At 68.9% G+C, this 19,879-nt stretch carries 18 protein-coding genes; 12 read left to right on the forward strand and 6 right to left on the reverse strand.

Annotated features, from left to right (window positions below; genetic code table 11):
- Window positions 1-74: 74 nt before the first annotated feature.
- The 3 genes from ACZ4Z1_RS37995 to ACZ4Z1_RS38005 all read left to right on the forward strand — a co-directional run bounded on the left by ACZ4Z1_RS37995 (window position 75) and on the right by ACZ4Z1_RS38005 (window position 1,706).
- The gene (locus ACZ4Z1_RS37995; protein ID WP_468491247.1) at window positions 75-941 is read left to right on the forward strand and encodes a helix-turn-helix domain-containing protein; all 867 of its coding nucleotides are present in this window, start codon (window positions 75-77) and stop codon (window positions 939-941) included.
- Window positions 932-1,168 (forward strand): DUF397 domain-containing protein, encoded by a 237-nt coding sequence (locus tag ACZ4Z1_RS38000; RefSeq protein ID WP_468491248.1) that lies wholly within the window; start codon window positions 932-934, stop codon window positions 1,166-1,168. The genes ACZ4Z1_RS37995 and ACZ4Z1_RS38000 overlap by 10 nt, the downstream gene beginning before the upstream one ends.
- A gap of 310 nt (window positions 1,169-1,478) precedes the next feature.
- Window positions 1,479-1,706 (forward strand): hypothetical protein, encoded by a 228-nt coding sequence (locus tag ACZ4Z1_RS38005; protein WP_052877024.1) that lies wholly within the window; start codon window positions 1,479-1,481, stop codon window positions 1,704-1,706.
- Between the two features lie 31 nt (window positions 1,707-1,737).
- On the opposite strand, the gene ACZ4Z1_RS38010 is transcribed toward ACZ4Z1_RS38005, so the two are convergent.
- From ACZ4Z1_RS38010 to ACZ4Z1_RS38020, 3 genes are all read right to left on the reverse strand, one after another.
- On the reverse strand, window positions 1,738-2,946 hold the full coding sequence (locus tag ACZ4Z1_RS38010; protein WP_468491249.1) for a hypothetical protein: 1,209 nt from the start codon (window positions 2,944-2,946) through the stop codon (window positions 1,738-1,740).
- 268 nt (window positions 2,947-3,214) lie between these two features.
- Window positions 3,215-3,541: a helix-turn-helix domain-containing protein gene (locus tag ACZ4Z1_RS38015; RefSeq protein WP_468491250.1), complete on the reverse strand. Its 327-nt coding sequence runs from the start codon at window positions 3,539-3,541 to the stop codon at window positions 3,215-3,217.
- Window positions 3,541-4,659, reverse strand: coding sequence for a tyrosine-type recombinase/integrase (locus ACZ4Z1_RS38020; RefSeq protein WP_468491251.1), 1,119 nt, complete (start codon window positions 4,657-4,659; stop codon window positions 3,541-3,543). Before ACZ4Z1_RS38020 ends, ACZ4Z1_RS38015 begins: the two co-directional genes overlap by 1 nt.
- A 357-nt stretch (window positions 4,660-5,016) precedes the next feature.
- On the opposite strand from ACZ4Z1_RS38020, the gene ACZ4Z1_RS38025 reads away from it, so the two are divergent.
- Window positions 5,017-8,148 (forward strand): Tn3 family transposase, encoded by a 3,132-nt coding sequence (locus ACZ4Z1_RS38025; protein WP_468491252.1) that lies wholly within the window; start codon window positions 5,017-5,019, stop codon window positions 8,146-8,148.
- A 147-nt stretch (window positions 8,149-8,295) separates the two neighbouring features.
- On the opposite strand, the gene ACZ4Z1_RS38030 is transcribed toward ACZ4Z1_RS38025, so the two are convergent.
- Window positions 8,296-8,715, reverse strand: a complete 420-nt coding sequence (locus ACZ4Z1_RS38030) for a phage tail protein (protein ID WP_468491253.1) — start codon at window positions 8,713-8,715, stop codon at window positions 8,296-8,298.
- Between the two features lie 438 nt (window positions 8,716-9,153).
- On the opposite strand from ACZ4Z1_RS38030, the gene ACZ4Z1_RS38035 reads away from it, so the two are divergent.
- Window positions 9,154-10,098: a recombinase family protein gene (locus ACZ4Z1_RS38035; protein ID WP_468491254.1), complete on the forward strand. Its 945-nt coding sequence runs from the start codon at window positions 9,154-9,156 to the stop codon at window positions 10,096-10,098.
- 388 nt (window positions 10,099-10,486) lie between these two features.
- Here the strand turns inward: ACZ4Z1_RS38035 and ACZ4Z1_RS38040 are convergent, their stop codons facing one another.
- Window positions 10,487-11,923: a Twin-arginine translocation pathway signal gene (locus ACZ4Z1_RS38040; protein WP_468491255.1), complete on the reverse strand. Its 1,437-nt coding sequence runs from the start codon at window positions 11,921-11,923 to the stop codon at window positions 10,487-10,489.
- Between the two features lie 233 nt (window positions 11,924-12,156).
- Between ACZ4Z1_RS38040 and ACZ4Z1_RS38045 the strand changes: the two genes are divergently transcribed.
- The 4 genes from ACZ4Z1_RS38045 to ACZ4Z1_RS38060 are packed head-to-tail and all read left to right on the forward strand — an operon-like array spanning window position 12,157 to window position 15,237.
- Window positions 12,157-12,294, forward strand: coding sequence for a hypothetical protein (locus ACZ4Z1_RS38045; protein ID WP_468491256.1), 138 nt, complete (start codon window positions 12,157-12,159; stop codon window positions 12,292-12,294).
- Between the two features lie 27 nt (window positions 12,295-12,321).
- Complete coding sequence (locus ACZ4Z1_RS38050) at window positions 12,322-13,518, forward strand: cupin domain-containing protein (protein WP_468491257.1); 1,197 nt, start codon at window positions 12,322-12,324, stop codon at window positions 13,516-13,518.
- Window positions 13,515-14,429, forward strand: coding sequence for an aldo/keto reductase (locus ACZ4Z1_RS38055; RefSeq protein ID WP_468491258.1), 915 nt, complete (start codon window positions 13,515-13,517; stop codon window positions 14,427-14,429). Before ACZ4Z1_RS38050 ends, ACZ4Z1_RS38055 begins: the two co-directional genes overlap by 4 nt.
- The gene (locus ACZ4Z1_RS38060) at window positions 14,401-15,237 is read left to right on the forward strand and encodes a phosphotransferase (protein WP_468491259.1); all 837 of its coding nucleotides are present in this window, start codon (window positions 14,401-14,403) and stop codon (window positions 15,235-15,237) included. Before ACZ4Z1_RS38055 ends, ACZ4Z1_RS38060 begins: the two co-directional genes overlap by 29 nt.
- A gap of 49 nt (window positions 15,238-15,286) precedes the next feature.
- On the opposite strand, the gene ACZ4Z1_RS38065 is transcribed toward ACZ4Z1_RS38060, so the two are convergent.
- Window positions 15,287-16,417 (reverse strand): tyrosine-type recombinase/integrase, encoded by a 1,131-nt coding sequence (locus tag ACZ4Z1_RS38065; protein ID WP_468491260.1) that lies wholly within the window; start codon window positions 16,415-16,417, stop codon window positions 15,287-15,289.
- 389 nt (window positions 16,418-16,806) lie between these two features.
- Here ACZ4Z1_RS38065 and ACZ4Z1_RS38070 point away from each other — a divergent pair, with 389 nt between their 5' ends.
- The 3 genes from ACZ4Z1_RS38070 to ACZ4Z1_RS38080 all read left to right on the forward strand — a co-directional run bounded on the left by ACZ4Z1_RS38070 (window position 16,807) and on the right by ACZ4Z1_RS38080 (window position 19,652).
- Window positions 16,807-16,962, forward strand: a complete 156-nt coding sequence (locus ACZ4Z1_RS38070; protein ID WP_468491261.1) for a hypothetical protein — start codon at window positions 16,807-16,809, stop codon at window positions 16,960-16,962.
- Between the two features lie 1,098 nt (window positions 16,963-18,060).
- Window positions 18,061-18,258, forward strand: coding sequence for a helix-turn-helix transcriptional regulator (locus tag ACZ4Z1_RS38075; RefSeq protein WP_468491285.1), 198 nt, complete (start codon window positions 18,061-18,063; stop codon window positions 18,256-18,258).
- A complete protein-coding gene (locus ACZ4Z1_RS38080; protein ID WP_468491262.1) occupies window positions 18,255-19,652 on the forward strand; it encodes a tyrosine-type recombinase/integrase in 1,398 nt (465 codons plus the stop codon). Before ACZ4Z1_RS38075 ends, ACZ4Z1_RS38080 begins: the two co-directional genes overlap by 4 nt.
- Window positions 19,653-19,879: the final 227 nt, after the last annotated feature.

The following is a 19,879-nucleotide window of genomic DNA, read 5'->3' on the forward strand; positions in this document are numbered from 1 at the left end:
GAACTGACACAGCGGTGCCCGGACCCGACACACGGGCGCTGGCGGCTGACACAGGAATCGGGGAGGCTAAGGACGTGGCAGCGAAGGTGGGCCCCACCCTCCGACGTATCCAGCTTGGGCAGGAACTGTTGCGCCTACGCGAGAAGGCCGGCCTCACGCTGGCCGAGGCGAGCGCGAACATGCCGTTCGACAAGACCCGCCTGTCGAAGCTGGAGAACGGCACAACGAAACTGCGGACCGGAGTGCAGCTCCGCGCCCTCCTGGAGAGCTACGGCGTACAGGACGAGAAGGACATCGAGTTCCTTCTGAACCTGCACGCCGATTCCCTCAGCAAGGAGTGGTGGTCGCCGTTCCGCAGCGTGATGCCATCCGGCATGGCTCTGTACGTAGGACTGGAGGCCGGTGCCCGCACGATGCGGGCGTGGCAACCGAACCTGGTCTTCGGTCTGCTTCAGACCGAGCGGTACGCGCGAGCTCTGTTCGAGACGGCCAAGCCCGTCGAAGAGACCACTACCGAGTTCGTTGAGCGCAACATCCAACTGCGGATGGAACGCAAGGAGCTCATCACCCGTAGCGAAAACCCGGTAGAGCTGTCCGTCATCATGGGCGAGGCTGCCGTGAGCAACGTGTACGGCAACCGCGACGTCATGCGTGAGCAGTACGAAGAGATCGCGGAGTTGGCGAAGCGCGACAACGTGACGGTACAGATACTTCCTTCGTCCAAGGCGTCCTACCGAGCAACGGGCGACTTCACGCTGCTGGAGTTCGATCCGCCGTTCCCGACCGCGGTCCATGCGGACGGAGTGGGCACGGTCAACGTCGTGGACAAGGAAACAGAGGTCTGGGCCCACGCGCGCAAGTTCGATGCAATGCGCGCCGAAGCTCTAGGACCAGGGGAAACACCCCACTTCCTGGAACAACTAGCAAGAAAGTGGATGTAGCCATCAACACCAACCTCATGGCCCCCGATGTGGCCGCAGCCGACGAATGGCAGAAGTCCTCCTACAGCACGCAGGAGGGGGGCTCCTGCGTAGAACTTGCCCGCCGTACCAATGTGGGCGACAAGATCGCCGTTCGCGACTCCAAGGACGCCGAAGGCCCCGCCCTGCTCTTCCCGAAGGACGTTTGGACCCAGTTCTTGAGCGGGCTCGAAGCACCCAGGGCCTGATACCCAGCGACGCAGCCGTTGCCCTCCTCAGCTTCGGGAAGGAGGGCAACGGCTGTGCTGTGTCCTACCCAGCATCGCAAACAAGCTGCGCTCGTCGTCGTCGCCCGACGAACATCGGCTGCATGAAGCCGTTGGGGGCAGCCGCGCCAACCGGCCTCGGGACTGGTAGGCCCGCATGTTGAGGTGTCGCGTATTCCAGCTTGGACGGCTCTCGTTGGTCACTCTGGGTGGCGAGGCCAGTGTTCGTGGTCCGTCCTCGGACGGATAGGTTCACCGTGGTGTGTTCGAGCCACTTCTGGAGGGGTCACTGGTGGACATTGTCGCGATCATGGAGGCGCTCGCCGAACAGGGCATAACCGTGCTGTTCAAGGCTGATGCTGAGCGGATGGCAGAGAGGCGGAAGCCTTGGACGTTCGTGGCCAGTGGCGCCCCGTTGCGTGACGACATCCTCGTGCGTACCGATGCCGCGTCCGTGGAGCAGTGCCTCGAAGCCTGCCTGCCCCGCCTCCGGGAGCTGGGCTTCACATTTCCCGAGTGACGAGGCATGCCAGCTGGAGCGACGCGACAACTCACTGTGTGTGGTCGCCGGGGGCGTATCGGCTCCAGGTTCCGCCGGCCTCGGTGACCAGGCGGGTGGCGGTCTTGTCGTGGTAGCCGAGTGCTTTCGCGACGACGGGGGCCGGGGCTTGGAGGACGAGCTGACGGATCGCGGAGGTCCTGCCGCGCTGTGGAGGGACGCCGATCTCACGCAGGTGGACTTGCAGGCTGACCGGGTTCATCGGCTGTCCGGGCTGACGGCCGGGGAAGAGCCACTGTGAACTCCTGCTGCTGGCGTAGGGCAAGTGCTGGCGAGAGTGCATGTAGGCCCGCATCAGGTCGGCGACGGGCTCCGGCAGCGGGGACGGCGGGTCTCCCAGCCGGACGGTGACGACGGTCTCGTCGTCGATGACGTCGTCGATGACGTCGTCGATGGTGAGGCGGACGATGCGGCTGACGGGTTGCGCATAGAGGAGAACGAGGGCGCCGGCGACCCGGGCCCGCAGGGGCAAGGAGACGTCATTGAGGACCCGGCGGAGGATCGCGAGCCGGCGGTGCTGGTGCAGCGGTTCCGAGTCCTGAGTGATGATCGCGGGCGGCAGCGTGAGGCGGGGCATCCGGCCGCTCTTCATGCACCACCGCAGGAATGACTGGGACGGGCGGCGGGTTGCCAGGCTATCGGTGTGCCAGGCGTCGATGTCGGCCTGCTGGCACTGCCTGATTACACGTCCTCGGCTGGCGAGCCATGCGAGGAAGGCACCGGCCTGGGTGACCTCCTGCTTGGTGTGGTTGGTCTGGGAGCGTCCCAGCGGTCCCTTCTCCGCCTTGGTCCGCAGGCGCCGCATCTGGTGCCAGGTGGCGAAGTGGCGGAGAAGCTGGCGATGTTCGGGGCCTTCGATGGTGCCGAGCCGTTCGGTCAGCCAGCGCTGGTAGAGCAGGAGCTGCCGGTCGACCCGCGGGAGGACACCGCTGTCCAGCAGGTCACGCAGGTGAGTGACGGTTCGCCAGGGGGCTTCCTGGTGCAGCCCGTCATGCGAGAGCGGGATACCGCCCGTGGCCAGGCCCTGGAGGAGACGGACGACGTTGGGGTTGCGCAGCCAGATGAGTCGGCTCTTGGGCCGGTCCATTTCCAGCAAGATCTTGACCAATGGCAGGAACGCCGGGGCGACGCAGCCGGTGCCGTCATCGAGGAGGCGGGCGAGCGTATCGGCGAGGGTGCAGTTCGCAGAGGCGTCCGCCAAGCAGCAGCCCCTCGAAGCCGCAGCGATCGCAGAAGAAGTCGCGGACGATGCCCGCGCAGTCACGGCAGATCGGCGCGCCGTCGGTGTCCCGCCCGGGCAGCAGCCGGTCGGTGTCGCAGCAGGGGCAGCGGCCACGGACTCGCATCGCGCGGTCGTAGCAGGTTCGGCAGATCGGACCGTCCGACCACTCGGCGGACTTCGAGGCGCGACGGCCGCAGCGTGCGCAGTCGCGGATCATCCACCGCTCGTACTCCTCGGGCGTCATCGCTCACGCCTCGGGCGTCAGCCGGACCCGTGTGGGTCGGCGGGCGGCCAGGTTGATCGGCGCCTCTTCGCCGGCGGCTCGGCGGGCCGGGAGGTTCTGGGCCGAGGTGGCGATCAGGTCGGTGGGCGTGCAGTCGAGGATGTCGCAGAGCGTGGCCAACACCGGCAGGGACAGTCGTTCCGGGGTGCCGGAGACCAGACGGTGGACCTGGGAGGAGGACAGTGTGATGCCGCGTTCGCTCAGGTGAGGCATCAGTTCGGCGACGGTGAACATGCCGCGGGCGGCCATCAGCTCGCGCAGGCGCCACCGGTAGCTGATCTGGCGTGGCATCAGGAGGTCCTTCCCTGCCGCAGAGCGGCCTCGATGGTGGCGTCCAGGACGCGACGCAGGGAGCGGGTGCGGAAGTCGGAGGAGACGCAGGTGTAGATCGCGGTGGTGGAGGCGTGGTCGTGGCCGACCTGCTGCTGGACGAACAGCGGGTCGTGGCCGTCCTCGATCAGGTGGGTCATGTAGGACCTGCGCAGCGAGTGGAACTCCAGCGCAGGGTCCAGGCCGATGGCATCCCGGTAGGCGGCGAAGCGGGAGTCTAGGCGTTGGAGCCCGAGCCGCGGCCCTCGCTCGGACGGCCACAGGGCCCGGCTGGTCGAGTGCCGCATCCCGGGACGCACCTCGCTGATCCATTCCTCGATCGTGCCGGGTGTCCAGTGCCAGACGGTCAGCACGCTGCGGCGCTTGGGCGGTGACCCCTTCTTGGCCTTGCCGTAGCGGACCAGCAGGGTGCCGTACTCACCGAACTCCCGGCCCTCCGGATTGCGTCCGAAGTCGGTGAGATCCAGCATTCGGGTCTCGTTGCGTCGCAGGCCGTAGGCGTACGCGACCTTGAACAAGGCGGCATCCCGGAAGGCCGGCAGCCAGCCCTTGCGGCCCTTGCCGCGAACGCGCAGGACCTCCTCGTCGGCATGATCGAAGAATGCCTCCAGCTCAGGCTTGGTGAAGGCCCGTCGTTCTGGCTCGCCCTCGGCTTCGTCGGCGTGCGTCGCGGCGTTCCAGTCGTAGACCACCTGGACTGGGTGAGTACCGAAGTGCCGCAGGCACTCGTCGTTCCAGCCGTAGGCAGGATTGGTCAGGAAGTCGCAGAACTGCCGTACCGAGCCCTGGTAGTTGCGCAGGGTGGAGCGGACGCAGCCGTGCACGGCCCGCTGATCGGCCGACCATTCGTCGACGTGCTGCGGCGTCCACTGCCACGGCATCGCATCGGCATGCCGGGTGAACGCCCGGACCGTACGTTCCTGGTCATTGACGTACCCCAGTGAGAGATTCCGGGCGAGCTGCTGGTTGCGCCAGCCCTTGATCATCGCCTCAAAGACTTGCTCATCCGGCCGCAGCAACGGCAGACCGTCGATCAGGTGCAGCCGAGCAGACCCTGGAACGAGACCGTCCCTACCCATCCGCCATCACTCTCCGTCCATCGCATCTGACGCGAGAATTTCGCATCAGATGCGACTCGGAGGCGTCTTTGCAGTTCAATCGCTCGATGGAGTGAGACCTGCAGATGTCCGCCGAGGAGGCCGCTACCGTGGTTCCGAGGTCAGCGTCCCTGGTGGGACCGCTTCCAGACGGTCCCAGGCCAACCTCCAGGATGGGTGTCGCCTATTCGCATCCGATGCAATTGGCGTCGGTAGGAACATCGGTACAGCGGTTAACGGTAAGCCGGTGATCATGGCCTCTACCACGGGCGGCAGGCCCGGCGGCGAGGTTCGGCGGAAGATCCCTGAGCTCCTGCGGGCGCCGATAGTTTCGCGTCCATGCCAGTGGAGTTCCTGACCGATGAGCAGGCAGCGTCGTACGGCAAGTTCAACGAGGAGCCGACCCGGCCGGAGCTGGAGCGGTTCTTCTTCCTGGACGACGAGGACCGCAAGCTGGTCGCGAAGCGGCGCGGGGACCACAGTCGGCTCGGGTTCGCTCTCCAGATGTGCACCGTGCGCTACATCGGCCGGTTCCTCCCGGACGACCCGCTGGACGTGCCGTGGGTCGTGGTCGAGCACCTGGCCGTGCAGCTCGGCATCGAGGACGTCTCGTGCGTGAAGCGGTACACCGAGCGCAAGCCGACGCCGTATGAGCACGCGTGGGAGATCCGGGACGCCTACGAGTACCGCGAGTACGAGGATGCGGAGTGGTCGCGCCGGTTCCGGACGTTCCTGCACGGGCGGGCGTGGACGCACGCCGAGGGGCCGGTGGCGTTGTTCAACCAGGCGGTGGGCTGGCTGCGCCGTCACCGGGTGCTGCTGCCGGGGGTGAGTGTGCTCGCGCGGCAGGTGGCGGAGGCCCGGAAGGTCGCGGAGAAGCGGCTGCATGCCACGGTCGCGGGCGCGGCCCGCCGCGCGGACCCGGCGTTGCCCGGGGCTCTGGTGGCGACGTTGAAGACGCCGGAGGGGGCGCGGTTCTCGGAGCTGGAGCGGCTGCGCCGGCCGCCGACGCGGACGACGGGGACGGCGTTCGCCCGCGCGCTGGAGCGGGTGGACGAGATCGGCGCGTACCGGCTGGGGAGGCTGCGGCTGTCGCAGATCCCGCCGAACCGGATGGCGGCGCTGGCCCGGTACGCGCTGGGGTCGAAGGCGCCGCTGCTGGAGCGGGCGGCGGAGCCGAAGCGCACGGCGATGCTGATCGCGGTGATGCGGTACCTGGAGGCGAAGGCGATCGACGAGGCCCTGGATCTCTTCCAGGTGCTGATGGCCACCCGGCTGCTGAACGCCGCGAAGCGGAAGACGGAGAAGGAGCGGCTGTCGACGCTGCCGCAGCTGGAGAAGGCATCGCGCACGCTCGCGCGGGCGGCGAAGGTGCTGTTCGAGGAGCTGGAGCTGGTCGAGGAACAGGAGGCGGGCCTGGACGTGGCCGCGCTGTGGGCGGCGGTGGAGGAGGTCGCCCCGCGCGCCGCCGTGATGAGCGCGGCGGCCACCGTGGTGACCCTGGTGCCCGAGGACGAGAACTCGGCCGACGTGGCGATGCGGGCCGCGCTCACGACCCGGTACGCCACGGTGCGCCCGTTCCTTGCGCTGCTGGGCGAGTCGAAGGCGCTCGATGCGGCGAGCGCGGGCAAGCGGGTCCTGGCCGGGGTCCGCGGGCTGCCGGCGCTGCCGCGGCGGAAGGTCGGGGTGAAGCCGCTGTTGCCGCGCGAGGTGGACGACAAGCTGGTGCCGCCGGTGTGGCGCAAGGCGGTGTACACCAACCCTGACCTGCCGCAGGGCGCGGTCGACCGGGACGCGTACGTGGTGTGCGTGCTGGAGCAGCTGCACCGGGCCCTGAACAACCGCGACGTGTTCGCGTCACCCTCGCACCGCTGGTCCAACCCGCGCGCCCGCCTCCTGGAGGGCCCGGACTGGGACGCGGTCGAAGAGGACGTCCTGGCCGCCCTGAGCCTGGACATGCCCGTCACCGAGCACCTGGCGGAGCTGGTGCGCGGTCTGGACGCCGGATGGAAGCAGCTCGCCGAACGCCTCACGGAAGCCGGGCCGGCGGCGAAGGTGTCCATCGAGGTGCAGGAGGACGGGCGGGTGAAGCTGAACGTCGACAAGCTCGGCGCGCTCGGCGAGCCCAAGTCGCTGACCTGGCTGCGCAAGCGGGTCGAGAAGATGCTCCCGAAGATCGACCTGCCGGACCTGTTGTTCGAGGTGAACGCCTGGACCGGGTTCCTCAACGCCTTCGTGCATCTCGGCGACGGTACGACGCGGATGAAGGACTTGCCCACGTCCATGGTCGCGCTGCTGGTCTCCGAGGCGTGCAACATCGGCCTGACCCCGGTGGTGAACCCCGGTTACGAGGCCCTGACCCGGGCCCGGCTCGTGCACGTCGACCAGTACTACCTGCGGGCCGACACCATCGCCGCGGCGAACGCCGCGCTGATCGCCGCCCAGGCCAGCATCCCGATCGTGCAGTTCTGGGGAGAGGGGCTGCTCGCCTCCGTGGACGGGCTGCGCTTCCAGGTACCGGTGCGCACCATCAACGCCGCCCCGTCACCGAAGTACTTCGGGTTCAAGCGGGGCATCACCTGGCTCAACGCCGTCAACGACCAGGTCGCAGGCATCGGGCAGATGGTCGTCCCCGGCACCCCGCGCGACTCCCTCCACATTCTGGACGCCCTGCTGAACCTGGACGGCGGGGTCAAGCCGGAGATGGTGGCGACCGACAACGCTTCGTACTCCGACATAGTGTTCGGCCTGTTCAAGATCCTCGGCTACAACTTCAGCCCCCGCTTCCGCGACCTGGACGACCAGCGGTTCTGGCGGGCCACGATGCCCGGCGTCGAGACCGGCGCGTACGGCGCGGTGGAGGACCTGGCCCGCAACCGCGTGAACCTGAACAAGGTGATCACACACTGGCCGGACATGCTGAAGGTCGCCGGGTCCCTGGTCACCAACCAGGTCCGCGCTTACGGCCTGCTGCGCATGTTCGGCCGCGACGGCCGCCCCACCCCGCTGGGGGCGGCATTCGCCGAGTACGGGCGGATCGCGAAGACCGAGCACCTGCTGCGGGTGGTCGACCCGGTCGACGACACCTACCGTCGCCAGATGAACCGGCAGCTCACCGTGCAGGAATCCCGCCACAAACTGGCCCGCGACGTGTGCCACGGAAAGCGCGGCACCATCCACCAGGCGTACCGCGACGGCATGGAGGACCAGCTCGGCGCGCTTGGCCTGGTCCTCAACGCCATCGTGCTCTGGACCACGAAGTACATCGGCGCCGCCGTCGAACAACTCCGCGCCGAGGGCCACGAGCTTCGCGACGAGGACATCGCCCGCCTGTCCCCGCTCAAGCACCGCAACCTGAACCTGCTCGGCCGCTACAGCTTCACCGCCTCCACCCCGGCCGCCGGCGCCCTGCGCCCACTGCGCGACCCGGACGCGCCGGAGCTGGACGAGGATGACGAGGCCGAGGAGTGAGCACGCTGATCGATGGCTACACGGCGCCCTCGATCTCGGCCCGCAGCTGGGCGATGAGGAATGTCCGAGATACGGGCCACGCTGAGCTCATGCCCCTGTGGCCAGGGGCATGCCTGCGTCGCCGGTTCGACTGTCTGCAGGGCCGAATCAGGTATTAATGATTTCCATGTTCGTATAGCCAATCGTGACCTGCTCGACGGCGCTGCGGCCATCCCCATCCCAGGACGTGGCGACCGCGTTCTGATACACGATCTTCCTGACGGTCTCCTTTTGCGCGTTGACGAGCGAGAGGACCAGGGTCTGACGGCTCTCGTCCACGCGGGTCGGGTCCATGCAAGCCCTCACCCAGTCGCCGAACTCCGTGCGCGTATCCATGGCGCGAGCGAGGGTGACCTCCGCAGCCCCCGGAGAGGGCCCCGGGACGAGCTCGACAATGTCGTTACCCTCAGGGCTGACGGCGCGGACCTCGACAAACTCTTTCCCTAGGGTCGGGGAGGAAGCCGACTGAAAGGTCGCGACGTGGAAGCCACCGAGGTCGACGAACCAGGCGTATGCAGCGAGCGCCATCAATGCTCCTTCTTCGTCGCACGCCAGCCGACCGGCTGCCTGCGAGCTGACTAGTGAACAGCGATCAGTAGTGTTTCAGCTCAGACCGGGCGACGAGCCCGTAAGGCCCGAAGACGAGACAAAAGTGGGGCGACGGCGTCGTCCGCGCCCCGCTGCCCCAGGCCCGAGCCGCGCCGAAACGCAGCCAGAACATCACTCAGTGCTACATATCCGCTCACCGCAGCTCCACGAGCAGGGCCGTGGTGACCTGTCGGCCTACGCCGTCACGCGGCCGAGAACGCGTCTGGGGCGGCGTGAGTGTCGTCAAACGAACGAATGACGACAGGGGCGCCGGTCGTCCAATGAGCCCGGTGATTCCGGGGCCTGACGACGGCTCCGATCCAATGAGATCCGATGACGGCTGACGACAGGATTAGATGACACCCAAGGTCCGATGCGGTGGCAGAAGCGGGGAACAGCGTGGCCAATCTCGTCTACAAGAGGGTGTCGACCGACCAGCAGTCCACCGCCCGCCAGGATCTCGTCCTCGCCGAGGCCGGGATCGAGGACCCGGTCGTCTTCGAGGAGGACCCGGGTACCTCCAGCCGCCTCCACCCGCTTCAGCGGCCGAAGTTCGGCGAACTGCTCACCTACGCGCGGCCGGGCGACACCGTGCACATCTCCGAGATGTTCCGCCTCGTGCGCGGCAACCAGCACATCCTCGACGTCCTCGAAGTCCTGCACCGCGACCAGCTCGCCCTGCGCATCCACGACGGCGCGTTCTCCGCGATGGACCTCACCGCCCGCCACCCACGCACCGGCGAACTGCTGTCCACCGTGAAGTTCATGGTGCAGACCCTCGCCGCCGCCGGCGAACTCCAACGCGACCTCCAGCGCGAGCTGACGTACGACGGACTGCGCGCCGCCGAGGCCAAGGGCAACAAGGGTGGACGCCGCCCCGCCGTCGCGGTCGACAAGGCTGCCCAGGTCCGCGCCGCGTACCTGGAGGGCCGCTCGATCGCCGCCCTCGCCCGCGACCACGGCGTCAGTCGCGGCGCGATCCGCACGGCCGTCGCCGACCTCCTACCCGACCACACCGCTGCCGCCGAAGACGTTCCGGCGCCTGAGCTGCCGGTCACCCTCGACATGCCGGGCAAGGTCGCCGACTTCCTCCGCTCCGGCGAGCTGGACCCCGTCGAGCGGGCCGCGCTCAACCAAGGGGTAACCGTACGGCGCGGCCAGGGCTACACCCTGCGCGTCACCGCCGCACCCTCCGTGCACCGCCAGTTCCTCGCCCGCTGCCAGCCGCTCGACGGCGGCCACAGCCGCCCCGCGATCCCTGCCCAGCGCAAGGCCCGCCGCGAGTACGAGAACAGGGTCAGCACACTCACACCCGGACCATGATCACCGGCTTAGCGTTAACCGCTGTACCGATGTTCCCCGAGGCCGCCAACCCCAAGGAGGCGTCTGCCACTGCCGCACGATCCGACGCCGATGTTCCTCAGTCCCGCCCTGTGCTCGGCGTACGCCGCAGTGTCCCGAGACGTGCGCCAGCATGAGAATGATCAGTGGCTCGCCATCTTGCGGTGGCCCAACGCGCGGCCGCTCCGGACGCGGCGCCGTGTCCGGAGCGGAAACCGGTCTTCCCTACTCGACGTGTCCGCAATCACCGCAGGCGTACTGCGACTCGCCGGTTTCGTTGCCGTCGTCGTCCACCTCAACCGTCTTCCACACCGGTGACGGTGCCGACGAGCACGTCAAGCGAACGGCCATCGAATAGCTGGGCCCTGAATCAGGCGGTACCGGCGCCGTACGGGTCGATGGGTGCCGGGAGGGCACGCAGCCGTTCGTGTAGGTCGGTGACGCTGGCGGCCGGCGCGGCGTTGGTGTTGAGGGCGGTGTCGAGCTTGATGAGGCGTCGGCGGGCGGTGGAGCGCAGCCGGGCCGGGGGCACACGGTCGAGGACGTCCAGGGCGCGCTGTGCGGCGTCGTCGGGGCGTTCGGTGGCCTCGGCGCGGGCGAGGACCAGGGTCGCCGCTGCCCAGCCGGGGGTGCCGGCGGGTTTCTGCGCGGCGGAGGTTTCAGCCGTCCGGATGGCCTGGTCGTTGCGGCCGAGGACGAGGTGCGCCTCGGCCTCGTGCAGGGCGCGCTCGGCTTCGTCGAACCCGAACCGTCCCGGTGCGCAGCCGACGGGGTCGGAGTCCAGTTCGTCCAGGGCGGCGGCGAGTGCCGTGTCGGCGTCCTGCCCCCGGCCCTGCTGGGCGAGGACGGGCAGGCGGGCCCAGGAGTGGATCTGGGCGCGGGGCAGTCCGCGCGGGGCGAGGGTGAGGGCTTCCTCGGCGTGCTGGGCCGCGGCGTCGAGCTGGTGGTCGGCGAGGGCGACCATGCTGCGGGCCCCGCAGGCCCAGGCTGTCAGTCGTGTGTCGCCGGTGCGCTGACCGTATGCGTACGCGGTGGCCAGGTGGGCGCGGGCGCCGGGCCGGTCGTCGAGGTGGGCGGCGAGGTTGCCCAGCAGGGCGGACAGGTAGCCGATGCTGCGGCGCAGGTCGCGGGCGCCGGGGGCGTCTGCGCCTGCGGTGGCGGCCGCCAGTGGTTCGCCCAGCAGCCCCCGGGTGGCGTGGACCTCGTTGAAGAGGATCTGTGGGGGGTGCTTGCTGTAGTGGAGGGCGTAGTGCTCGACGGCCGCCTCGGCCAGTTCCGCCACGGTGTTGCTGCCGGTCGGGTCGGCGAGCAGGGCGAGGCTAAGTGATTCGCGTACGGCCGGCAGGCCGGCGGCTGTGGTCATCGGCTCCACCCATTTTCGAGGCTGCGGTGCCTGGCGACCGTATCGGATCACAGCCCGGGGCTGGGCCCGTGCGGTGAAAGGATCACCGGGACGGTCGAGGCCGAGCTGGTCAGGCCGGGCGCCGTAGACGCGGCACAGCATCACCGTGTACTCGTCGCCAGGACGTTCGTGCGGATCGTGCTCCCAGCGGCACAGCATGGACTCCGACAGAGCGGGGGAGCGCAATCCGTCGGCACGGTAGAGGGCCGCGACGCGGACGATGGTCTGCGCGCGCGACCAGCCCAGGGCCAGCCGCCAGCCCTCCAGGACGGACACCTCGGGCAGGGTGCTGCGGATCGCAGTGAGCGTGCGGTGCACACCCCACCCGTGCTGCTGGCCCCGGCTGCGGATGGCGGCCGCTTCCCGGCGGATCTCGGCGCGTCGTGAGCGGGCTACGGCAGGCATACGGCTCCCGGTGCGCGGCGACGGGGCGGTGTGCGCCCACGCTAGCGCCTGCGCTGGCGGGCGAAAGGCGCATCCGGGCGGCGCACAGCATCATGCCAGCGCACTCCAGCGGGCGCCGCAATTGCGGGCGGACCGCAATAAGTTGAGCACCCGGTGGCAATGACGCGCATGGAGCGGCGGCGGCACTCTGATGAACGCAAGGTCCCGCGTCACCGACCATCAAGGAGCACGAGATGGCCAACCCCACCCCCTCGAACAGCAGCCAGAACAGCGGGCTGGTGCGCGCCCGCACCCGGATCAACGGCGCGCGCAACCGCGGCGCGGCCCCCTCCGACGGCGGCGGCACCGGCCGTACCGACGGCAACGACTGACGCCAACGGCTGAGGTGAAGACCTGAGATGACCTCCGTGTCTCTCGCGGAGCGCCTGGGCCGGGACACGTTCCCGGCCCGGGTGCTGCACCGCGACTACCGCCATGTCCCCGGCGCGCTGACCGAGCAGGAAACCGGTGCGCTGTGCTCCTTCGACACCCTCAACGACGTGCTGGCCACGCACCGCCTGGAGCCGCCGCGGCTGCGTCTGTCGGCCGGCGGCGAGATGCTGGCCCAGCACCGCTACGCGGTCCCTGTGATCACCCGCCGCAGCACCGTATGGCAGCGCATCCGCCCCGCCGAACTGCACGAGCGCCTGACCGACGGCGCCTCCCTGGTGGTCGATGCGATCGACGAACTGCACGCCCCCATCAGCGCTCTCGCGCAAGACCTGGAGGGCTGGCTGCGCACCCACGTCCAGGTCAACGCCTACGCGTCCTGGACGTCGACGGAGGGCTTCGGCACGCACTGGGACGATCACGACGTCCTCGTGGTCCAGATCGCCGGAGCCAAACGGTGGCGTCTGTTCGGGCCGACGCGCACCGCGCCGATGTACCGGGACGTCGCCGAGCCCGAGCAGCCGCCCACGGAGCCGGTGGCCGACCTCGTCCTGCACCCTGGCGACGTGCTGTACCTGCCGCGTGGCTGGTGGCACGCGGTGACCGCCGACCAGGGCAGCGCCTCCTTGCACCTGACGTGCGGAATCGGCACCCACACCGGGGCCGACCTGATCCGCTGGCTGTCGGACGAGCTGCGCGCCAGCGACCGGGTCCGCAGTGACTTGCCTGTTCACCGTTCCGCCGAGGAACAGAGCGACTACCTCGCCGCCCTGGGCAAGGAAGTGGCAGCCGCGCTGGAGGACCCGATGCTGCTGGCCCGGTACGCCGCCGCCCGCGACGCGGATGACCTGGGTCGGCTGCGGCCCAGCCTCCCGCACGTGGCCGGGGCACCGGACACGCCGGAGACCCGGGTGCGGCTGACCACGGGGCGTGGCCGGCTGGACGGGACGGCGGACGCGACCATCTTCACCGCGGCCGGCAACGTCATCGAGTTCGATCCGGCTGCGGCGCCGCTCCTGCGGCACCTGCTGACGGCCCCGGCCGGGGCCTGGGTCACCTGCGCTGACCTGGCCGAGCGCGCCGGGCTTCCGCTCGGTGATGTGGCCGCAGTGGTGGGGGAGCTGGTCCAGGCCCAGGCTGCCACCCTCGCCGCGAGCCAGTGGTGACGGCGGCGCTGGGGCTGGGCACGCACCGCGTCCGGGAGGTGGCCGCCGTCGTCGAGCTGACGGCCGCCTCGCCCGACCCGTGGATCGACACCGCCCCGAACTACCTCCGCGGCCGGGCGCACGACCAGCTCGCCCCCCTGCTCGCCGCCCATCAGACGGTGCCGGTCGCCACGAAGGTCGGGTTCCTCAACGCGGCGGCGCTGACCCTCGGGCGGGCCGCGGGCGTGGTGCCGGCGCCGGACGCGACGGCCGGCCACAGCCTGGCCGCGCCGTACGTGCGCTGGCAGGTGCAGCAGAACCGGGCCGACCTGGGCCGCGACCGGCTGGCGGCGCTCTTCCTGCACAACCCCGAACGCACCTGCCGCCCTGAGCGGCTGCACGAACAGATGCGGGAGGCGTTCACCGTCTTGGAGGAGCTGGCAGCAACGGGAGCCGTGCAGACGTACGGCGTAGCCACCTGGAACGGCTTCGACACCGGGGCCTTCACCATCGCCGACCTCGACCGCCTGGCCACCGAAGCCGCGGGGAGCGCCGACCACCACCTTCGGGTGATCCAGCTCCCGGTCAGCCTCGTCGCCGCCGACGCCTTCACCCTGGCCCTGCACGGACGGGGGCCGATCACCGAAGCAGCCGGCCGCGGCTGGGCCGTGCACGCCTCCGCGCCCCTGCACGGCGGAGAACTGCCCTGCCTGGCGACCACCGAACTCGCCGCACTACTGCACCCGGGGCTGAGCATCGCGCAGGCGTGCCTGCTCGCCGTCGCGTCCTGCCCCGGCGTCTCACGGGTCCTGCTCTCGGCCTCCCACCGGGCACACTGGAACGCCGCCCTCGGCGCCCTGGCCGCCGAACCGATCCCGCCCACGAGATTGCGGAGCGTCCTGGATGTACTCGCCACCCCCGAACCCGGCTGACGCGCAACGCCTCGCCGAAGCCCACGACAAGGCCGCCGCCGCCCTCGGTACCACCCTCCACGGCGCTCCGAGGTGGGGCTGGCACGGCCGGACCATCAGCCGCCGCGCTGAGCACCCCGAGCACGGAACGTGCTGGCTGAGACTGCTGGCCGCCCCGGCGGACAAGGCCGGCGGAAAGCTGTGGACCGGTACAGCCGACGCCGCACAGAGCGTTCCGCAGGCAGTACACCGCCCGGCGCTGTATGCCGTGCACGACACCACCGACTCCGCCTACGCCTACCGCGCAGAGCTGACCAGCTTCGTCGACTCCCCAACCTGCTCACCCGATCCGGTCCTGCGCCACGAACTCGACCTGCCCGCCACGTGGTGGACATCGCTCCGCACGGACCTGGAACAGCTCGCCGCAGCCCACACGGACCGGGTCGCGGTGCGCCAGGAGTGGATCGACCGGGCCGTACCCCGCTTCACCGGCGCGCCCGCCCCGCAGATCACCGAGTGGGGCACCGTCCATGGCGACCTGCACTTCGCCAACCTCACCAGCAGCGGCCCGATGATCCTGGACTGGGAAGGCTGGGGCATCGCTCCGTACGGCTACGATGCCGCCCTGCTGTACGTCTACAGCCTCCTCGCTCCTGCCACCGCCGCGCGTGTGAAGCACGAGTTCGCTGACGTTCTCGACTCCCCGCAAGGCCAAGCCGCTCAGGCGATCGTGGCCACCGAACTGCTCCAGTCCGCCTCCCGCGGCGACCATCCTCAACTCGTACCGCCGTTGCGGGAGGTCATCAAGAAGATCAGCGAACCGCTCTAGGCAAGGCAGCGTTGCGAACTCCGCTGTCTGTCCGGGGCGGTCACCACCATCACCGTGCCTCCAGTTGCTCGGCCATGGAGGCGGCCGCGTCGTAGGCGGGGCTGCCTTCCAGCGCGCCGCGGCGCTGGTTGTACCGTTGTGTCGTGCGCGGGTCCTTGTGGTCGGCCCAGTGCTGGATCTTCTCCGGGCGGGCGCCGGGCCGGTCGTACGCGTGGGTGATCGTGGAGTGCTTCAGGGAGTGCGGGCCGATTTTCTTCTGCGGCAGACCGGCCCGTTTCGCGGTGGCGCGGATCGCGCGCCACTGCGACGCCTGGTCGAGCCGCTGACCGGTGGTGGTGCAGAAGATGAAGCCCTCGGTGCGGTCGCCGATGAGGACCTGGAGGGTGTGCCAGACGAACGGCGGCACCGCCTTGGTGACCCAGGTGCCGCCCTTGATCTGTACTTCCAGGATGTGGTGGCCCTTGTCGTAGCCCAGCTTTTCGATCCGCGCGCCGAGTGCGGCGTCGATGCGCAGGCACAGGTGGTACAGGACCAGGATCAGAGCGTACAGCCGGAACGCCGTACGGCGGCACGGATGCTCGTGCCGGGCGGTGCGCGCCAGCGTGACGTATTCGGCTTCGGTCAGGCCCTCGGTGCGGGTGAACAGCGGGTCCATGGCCGGGTACAGCACCCCGTCGAAGGGATTGCTGTCCATCGCTTCCCTGGGCAGGACCCGGGTCTGCAGCACGAACTTGAAGAACGAGGAGTTGGCGGAGAGCACGTTGTGCCGGGTGGCAGCGTCACGCGGCCCGCCCTCCGGCACGCGCCGGCCGCCGCGCCAGACGAGGGTGGGCAGCGTCTTGAGGTGGCTGGCGAAGGTGTCGGCGACCAGGAACGTGAGGGTGAGCGGGTGCACGCCGCGCTCCCGCAGGTAGCCCTCCAAGAGCTTGAAGTTCTGGGCGTACGTCTTGCGGGTGCCGTCCGAGCGCTGATGGGCGATCCAGGCCGCGGCGAGGGCGGGCAGCGCATCGCGCTCGCCGTAGAACTCGGCCAGGTACGCGTACAGGCGCTGGGCGTGCGATGGCCAGTCGTCCCGCGGATCGCCGCTGAGCCTGGCGAGGCTCGCGCGGGCGGAGCGCTCCTCACCGTCCGTCGCGAGGGCCAGCGCGTACATCTCGGGGCCTTCGGCGGAAACGGGCATCACCGCGTGGCTTGCTCGGGGGTGAAGGAGGCGACCCAGGTGTCGAAGTCCGGCGACGGCTGCGCAGTGTTCACCGTGGCGGCGCCGGGACAGAGGCCGACCTCGGGCGTAACCCAAACGAGGTGGGCTCGGTGCGGCTGCCTTCCGCCGCACGGCGATATCTCGCTTCCTGGCTGCCGGGAATGCTTCACGTGAACCCCTCGCGTCGGCCGACGACTTGACGGTAGTGCGGACAGGCAGCCGAGAGGCTACATGAAAACCGTAATTTTCATGTATGACTGGCTCTGGCCAGCGTGTTCTTCCGGTTGAAGAACTACGCTGGTCAGCTGAGAAGTTGGCGCAGGGCGCCGGAGGGCAACTATCGACCCCGGGCTTAACGTGGCACCCTGATGTGCAAGTTCGACCTGGTGTTCCATGGCTCCGGTCTGCTCGTCGTGGCCTTCCCTTCGCTCGCGCCGCGTGCGCCCGGCGTCGCCGCCGTCATCGGCGAGGTGCTGGCGACCTGCACTTCGCCAACCGCACTGATTACGACTCGGCAACCTTGAACTGGGAAGGCTGAGGCGTCGCTCCCGGGCGCGACGCGGCCTTGCTGTACGTCTACAGTCTCTTCACCCTTGCCATCGCCGCGCGCGAGAAGCCGGACCTCGCTGACGTTTTCGGCTTCCCGATGGACTGAGCTGCCGAGATGATCGTGGCCGCTGAACTGCTCCAGTCCGCTTCTCGCGGGGGCCATCAGGAACACGGACCTCTTTGCGGGCGGTCATCAAAGAGACCAGTGGAACGCAGGGGCATCAAGGGCGCCCCTTTCCGGTACCCCGCTCGACGGAGCTCGCCGCACGCCGAGCCAAGAACACCGAGGCTCCGGCCCTTGGTCCCCCGCGGCATCGACGACAAGATCGTAAGCTGGTGGTATCCGAGGAGCTCGCCGAGGCGCGCAAGGCAGCCCCGGTGCGCCACAGCGACTGAGAGCTGGTTCCACCTCGGGGAGGCATCGCCGCGAAGTTCCGCGTCGACTGTGCGGTGTCGGTCGGCGACGGCATGACGGTTTGGGCGCCGGTGTCCGGCTTTCTTGCTTGCTTCCCGGTTACATCGCGCATGCCAGTAGTCAGCCCATTCGCCCACGGCAGACGAGCAAGAAAAGACCGCAAAAGGCTGGAACTCCTTCCGAGACTATGTGAACTTACAACACCCCCGGGAAGACAGGGCTCGCTGGCAGCTCACCGGGCGACAAATGAGGAGTCTGTTCTGTTGACTCGTGCTCTCCGGCCTGTTCGGACAACTGCCTCCATTGCGAGGCAGCTCGCTGGTCGAGTGTCCGAGGCGGCATGGGGCGATTGAACATGCGCCGGATATCGGCAGATGAGGACGTGTATCAGGGTGGGGGAGCGCAACATAGCCGACGATTGCCGGTTAGCCAAACCGGCGATCGTCGCGACCATTGAGGAGTCCGCAGCGGACCGATTTGGCGGTAGAACAGCGGGCGCGGTGGTACATGGCTGTGCGCATCTGGTCGCGGAGGCCGCGCCCTGACGGAAATGCGAGGTGAGGCGTGAGGCGTGTATGCCTCGTACTCGGCTCTGGAATGTCCGCCAACCTGCACAGCACCGGCTTTACGATGGCGTCCTGGAATGAAGGAAACACTTGTGGCTCGTCCCCCTGCGCTGAAACTCGTTGAGGTCCTGGCCGAGATACGTATGAGCGCGTCGGCGTTCTACCGCATGCGCGCCCGTGGCCAGGCCCCCCGCATGGTCAAACTTCCCAATGGCGAGCTCCGGTGCCGCCGTGCCGACCTGGACGCCTGGTGGGAGGCGTGCGAGAGGGATTCTGACGCTTGGCGATGAGTTACAACGTTCGCGTCTGGGACATACGCGAACGCCCCGATCGGCGCGAGCCGTTCATGGTCCGCTGGACGGTCAACGGACGCGAGAAGTCCGAGTCTTTCATGACCTCCGGGCTTGCCGACAGCAGGCGTTCGAAGCTGGTGACAGCGGCGCGCGACGGTGAGCCTTTCGACGAACACACGGGGCTTCCGGCGTCCGAGCTGCGCGCCGTCAAGCAGCGGACGACGTGGTACGACCTGGCCCACATATACCTCGACCAGCGGTGGGACCGCACACCGGGAAACACCCGCCGCACCCTGGCCGACGCGTTCGCCACCATCACCCCTGCGCTGGTGCTCCCGGGTGCAGCCTACCCGGAGCCCAGGGTGCTGCGGCGTGCCTTGTACTCGTGGGCCTTCAACAAGAACGCATGGCCCCAGGAGCCGGCCGACGAGTGGCGCAAAGCCCTCGACTGGATGCAGCACCACTCCCTGCCCGTCAGCGCTCTCGCGGAAGCCGATGTGCTGCGCAGGGCGCTGGATGCCATGTGCCGCAAGCTGGACGGCACGGCCGCTGCGGCCAAGACGGCACGGCGCAAGCGGGCCGCGTTCAATGAGGTTCTCAACACTGCCGTGGAGAAAGGTTACTTCGCTGAGAACCCGCTTCTGGGGCTCAGGTGGAACGCTCCGGCGGTCAACGAGGAAGTGGACCCGGCCGCTGTCCCCAACCCCAATCAGGTCACCCGGTTGCTCGCGGCGGTTGCTCACCAGAGCGGGCGCGGCGGGCGCGGTCCCCACCTGGAGGCGTTCTTCGGGTGCATGTACTACGCGGCCATGCGGCCCGCGGAGGTCATCCACCTTCGGCTCGACCAATGCCACTTGCCCGAAACAGGGTGGGGGTTGCTGAACCTGTCGGGTGGCGTGGTCACCTCGGGCAAGGAGTGGACGGACGACGGGGTGACGCACGAAGTGCACTCGCTCAAGCGCCGTGCGGTCAGCGCGACCCGGCCGGTGCCCATCCCGCCGCAGTTCGTACGCATGCTCAGGGCGCACATCGAACGGTTCGGCGTGGCACCGGACGGACGGCTGTTTCGCAACAGGGCGGGCAACTACGTGGAGGCCGCGGCGTACGGAACGACGTGGGCGCGGGCCCGCGAGCTGGCCCTGACTCGGACGGAGCGCGCTTCCGGTCTGGCCAAGCGGCCCTATGACCTGCGGCATGCCGGGATCTCGTTCTGGCTGCACTCGGGTGTGGACCCGGCCGAATGCGCCCGCCGCGCGGGCCAGAGCATCCAGGTGCTCTTCCGTCACTACGCGAAGTTTCTGGACGGTGTGCGCGAGCAGGCCAACCGGCTCATCGAGCAGTCTTTGCAGGAGTGGGACCGCTTCAGCGGAGGAGGCGTTTCTGCGGGGTGAAGTGCAGTTTTGGTCCGTGACTGGTCCGGAAGAGCTGGTCAGGACGGGTATAGCGGTGGGAGGAACTGGGGGTACGACGGAAACCGGGCCTGGCTCTGAGTGAGTCCAGCGGAAGGCGCCTGACGGGCAAAAGACCAGGTCAGGCGCCTTTTTTCATGGGCTCAGAAGAGGCCCAGCTTCTTCGGCGAATACGACACCAGCAAGTTCTTCGTCTGCTGGTGGTACAG

The organism is Streptomyces sp. NPDC030165 (assembly GCF_055573595.1).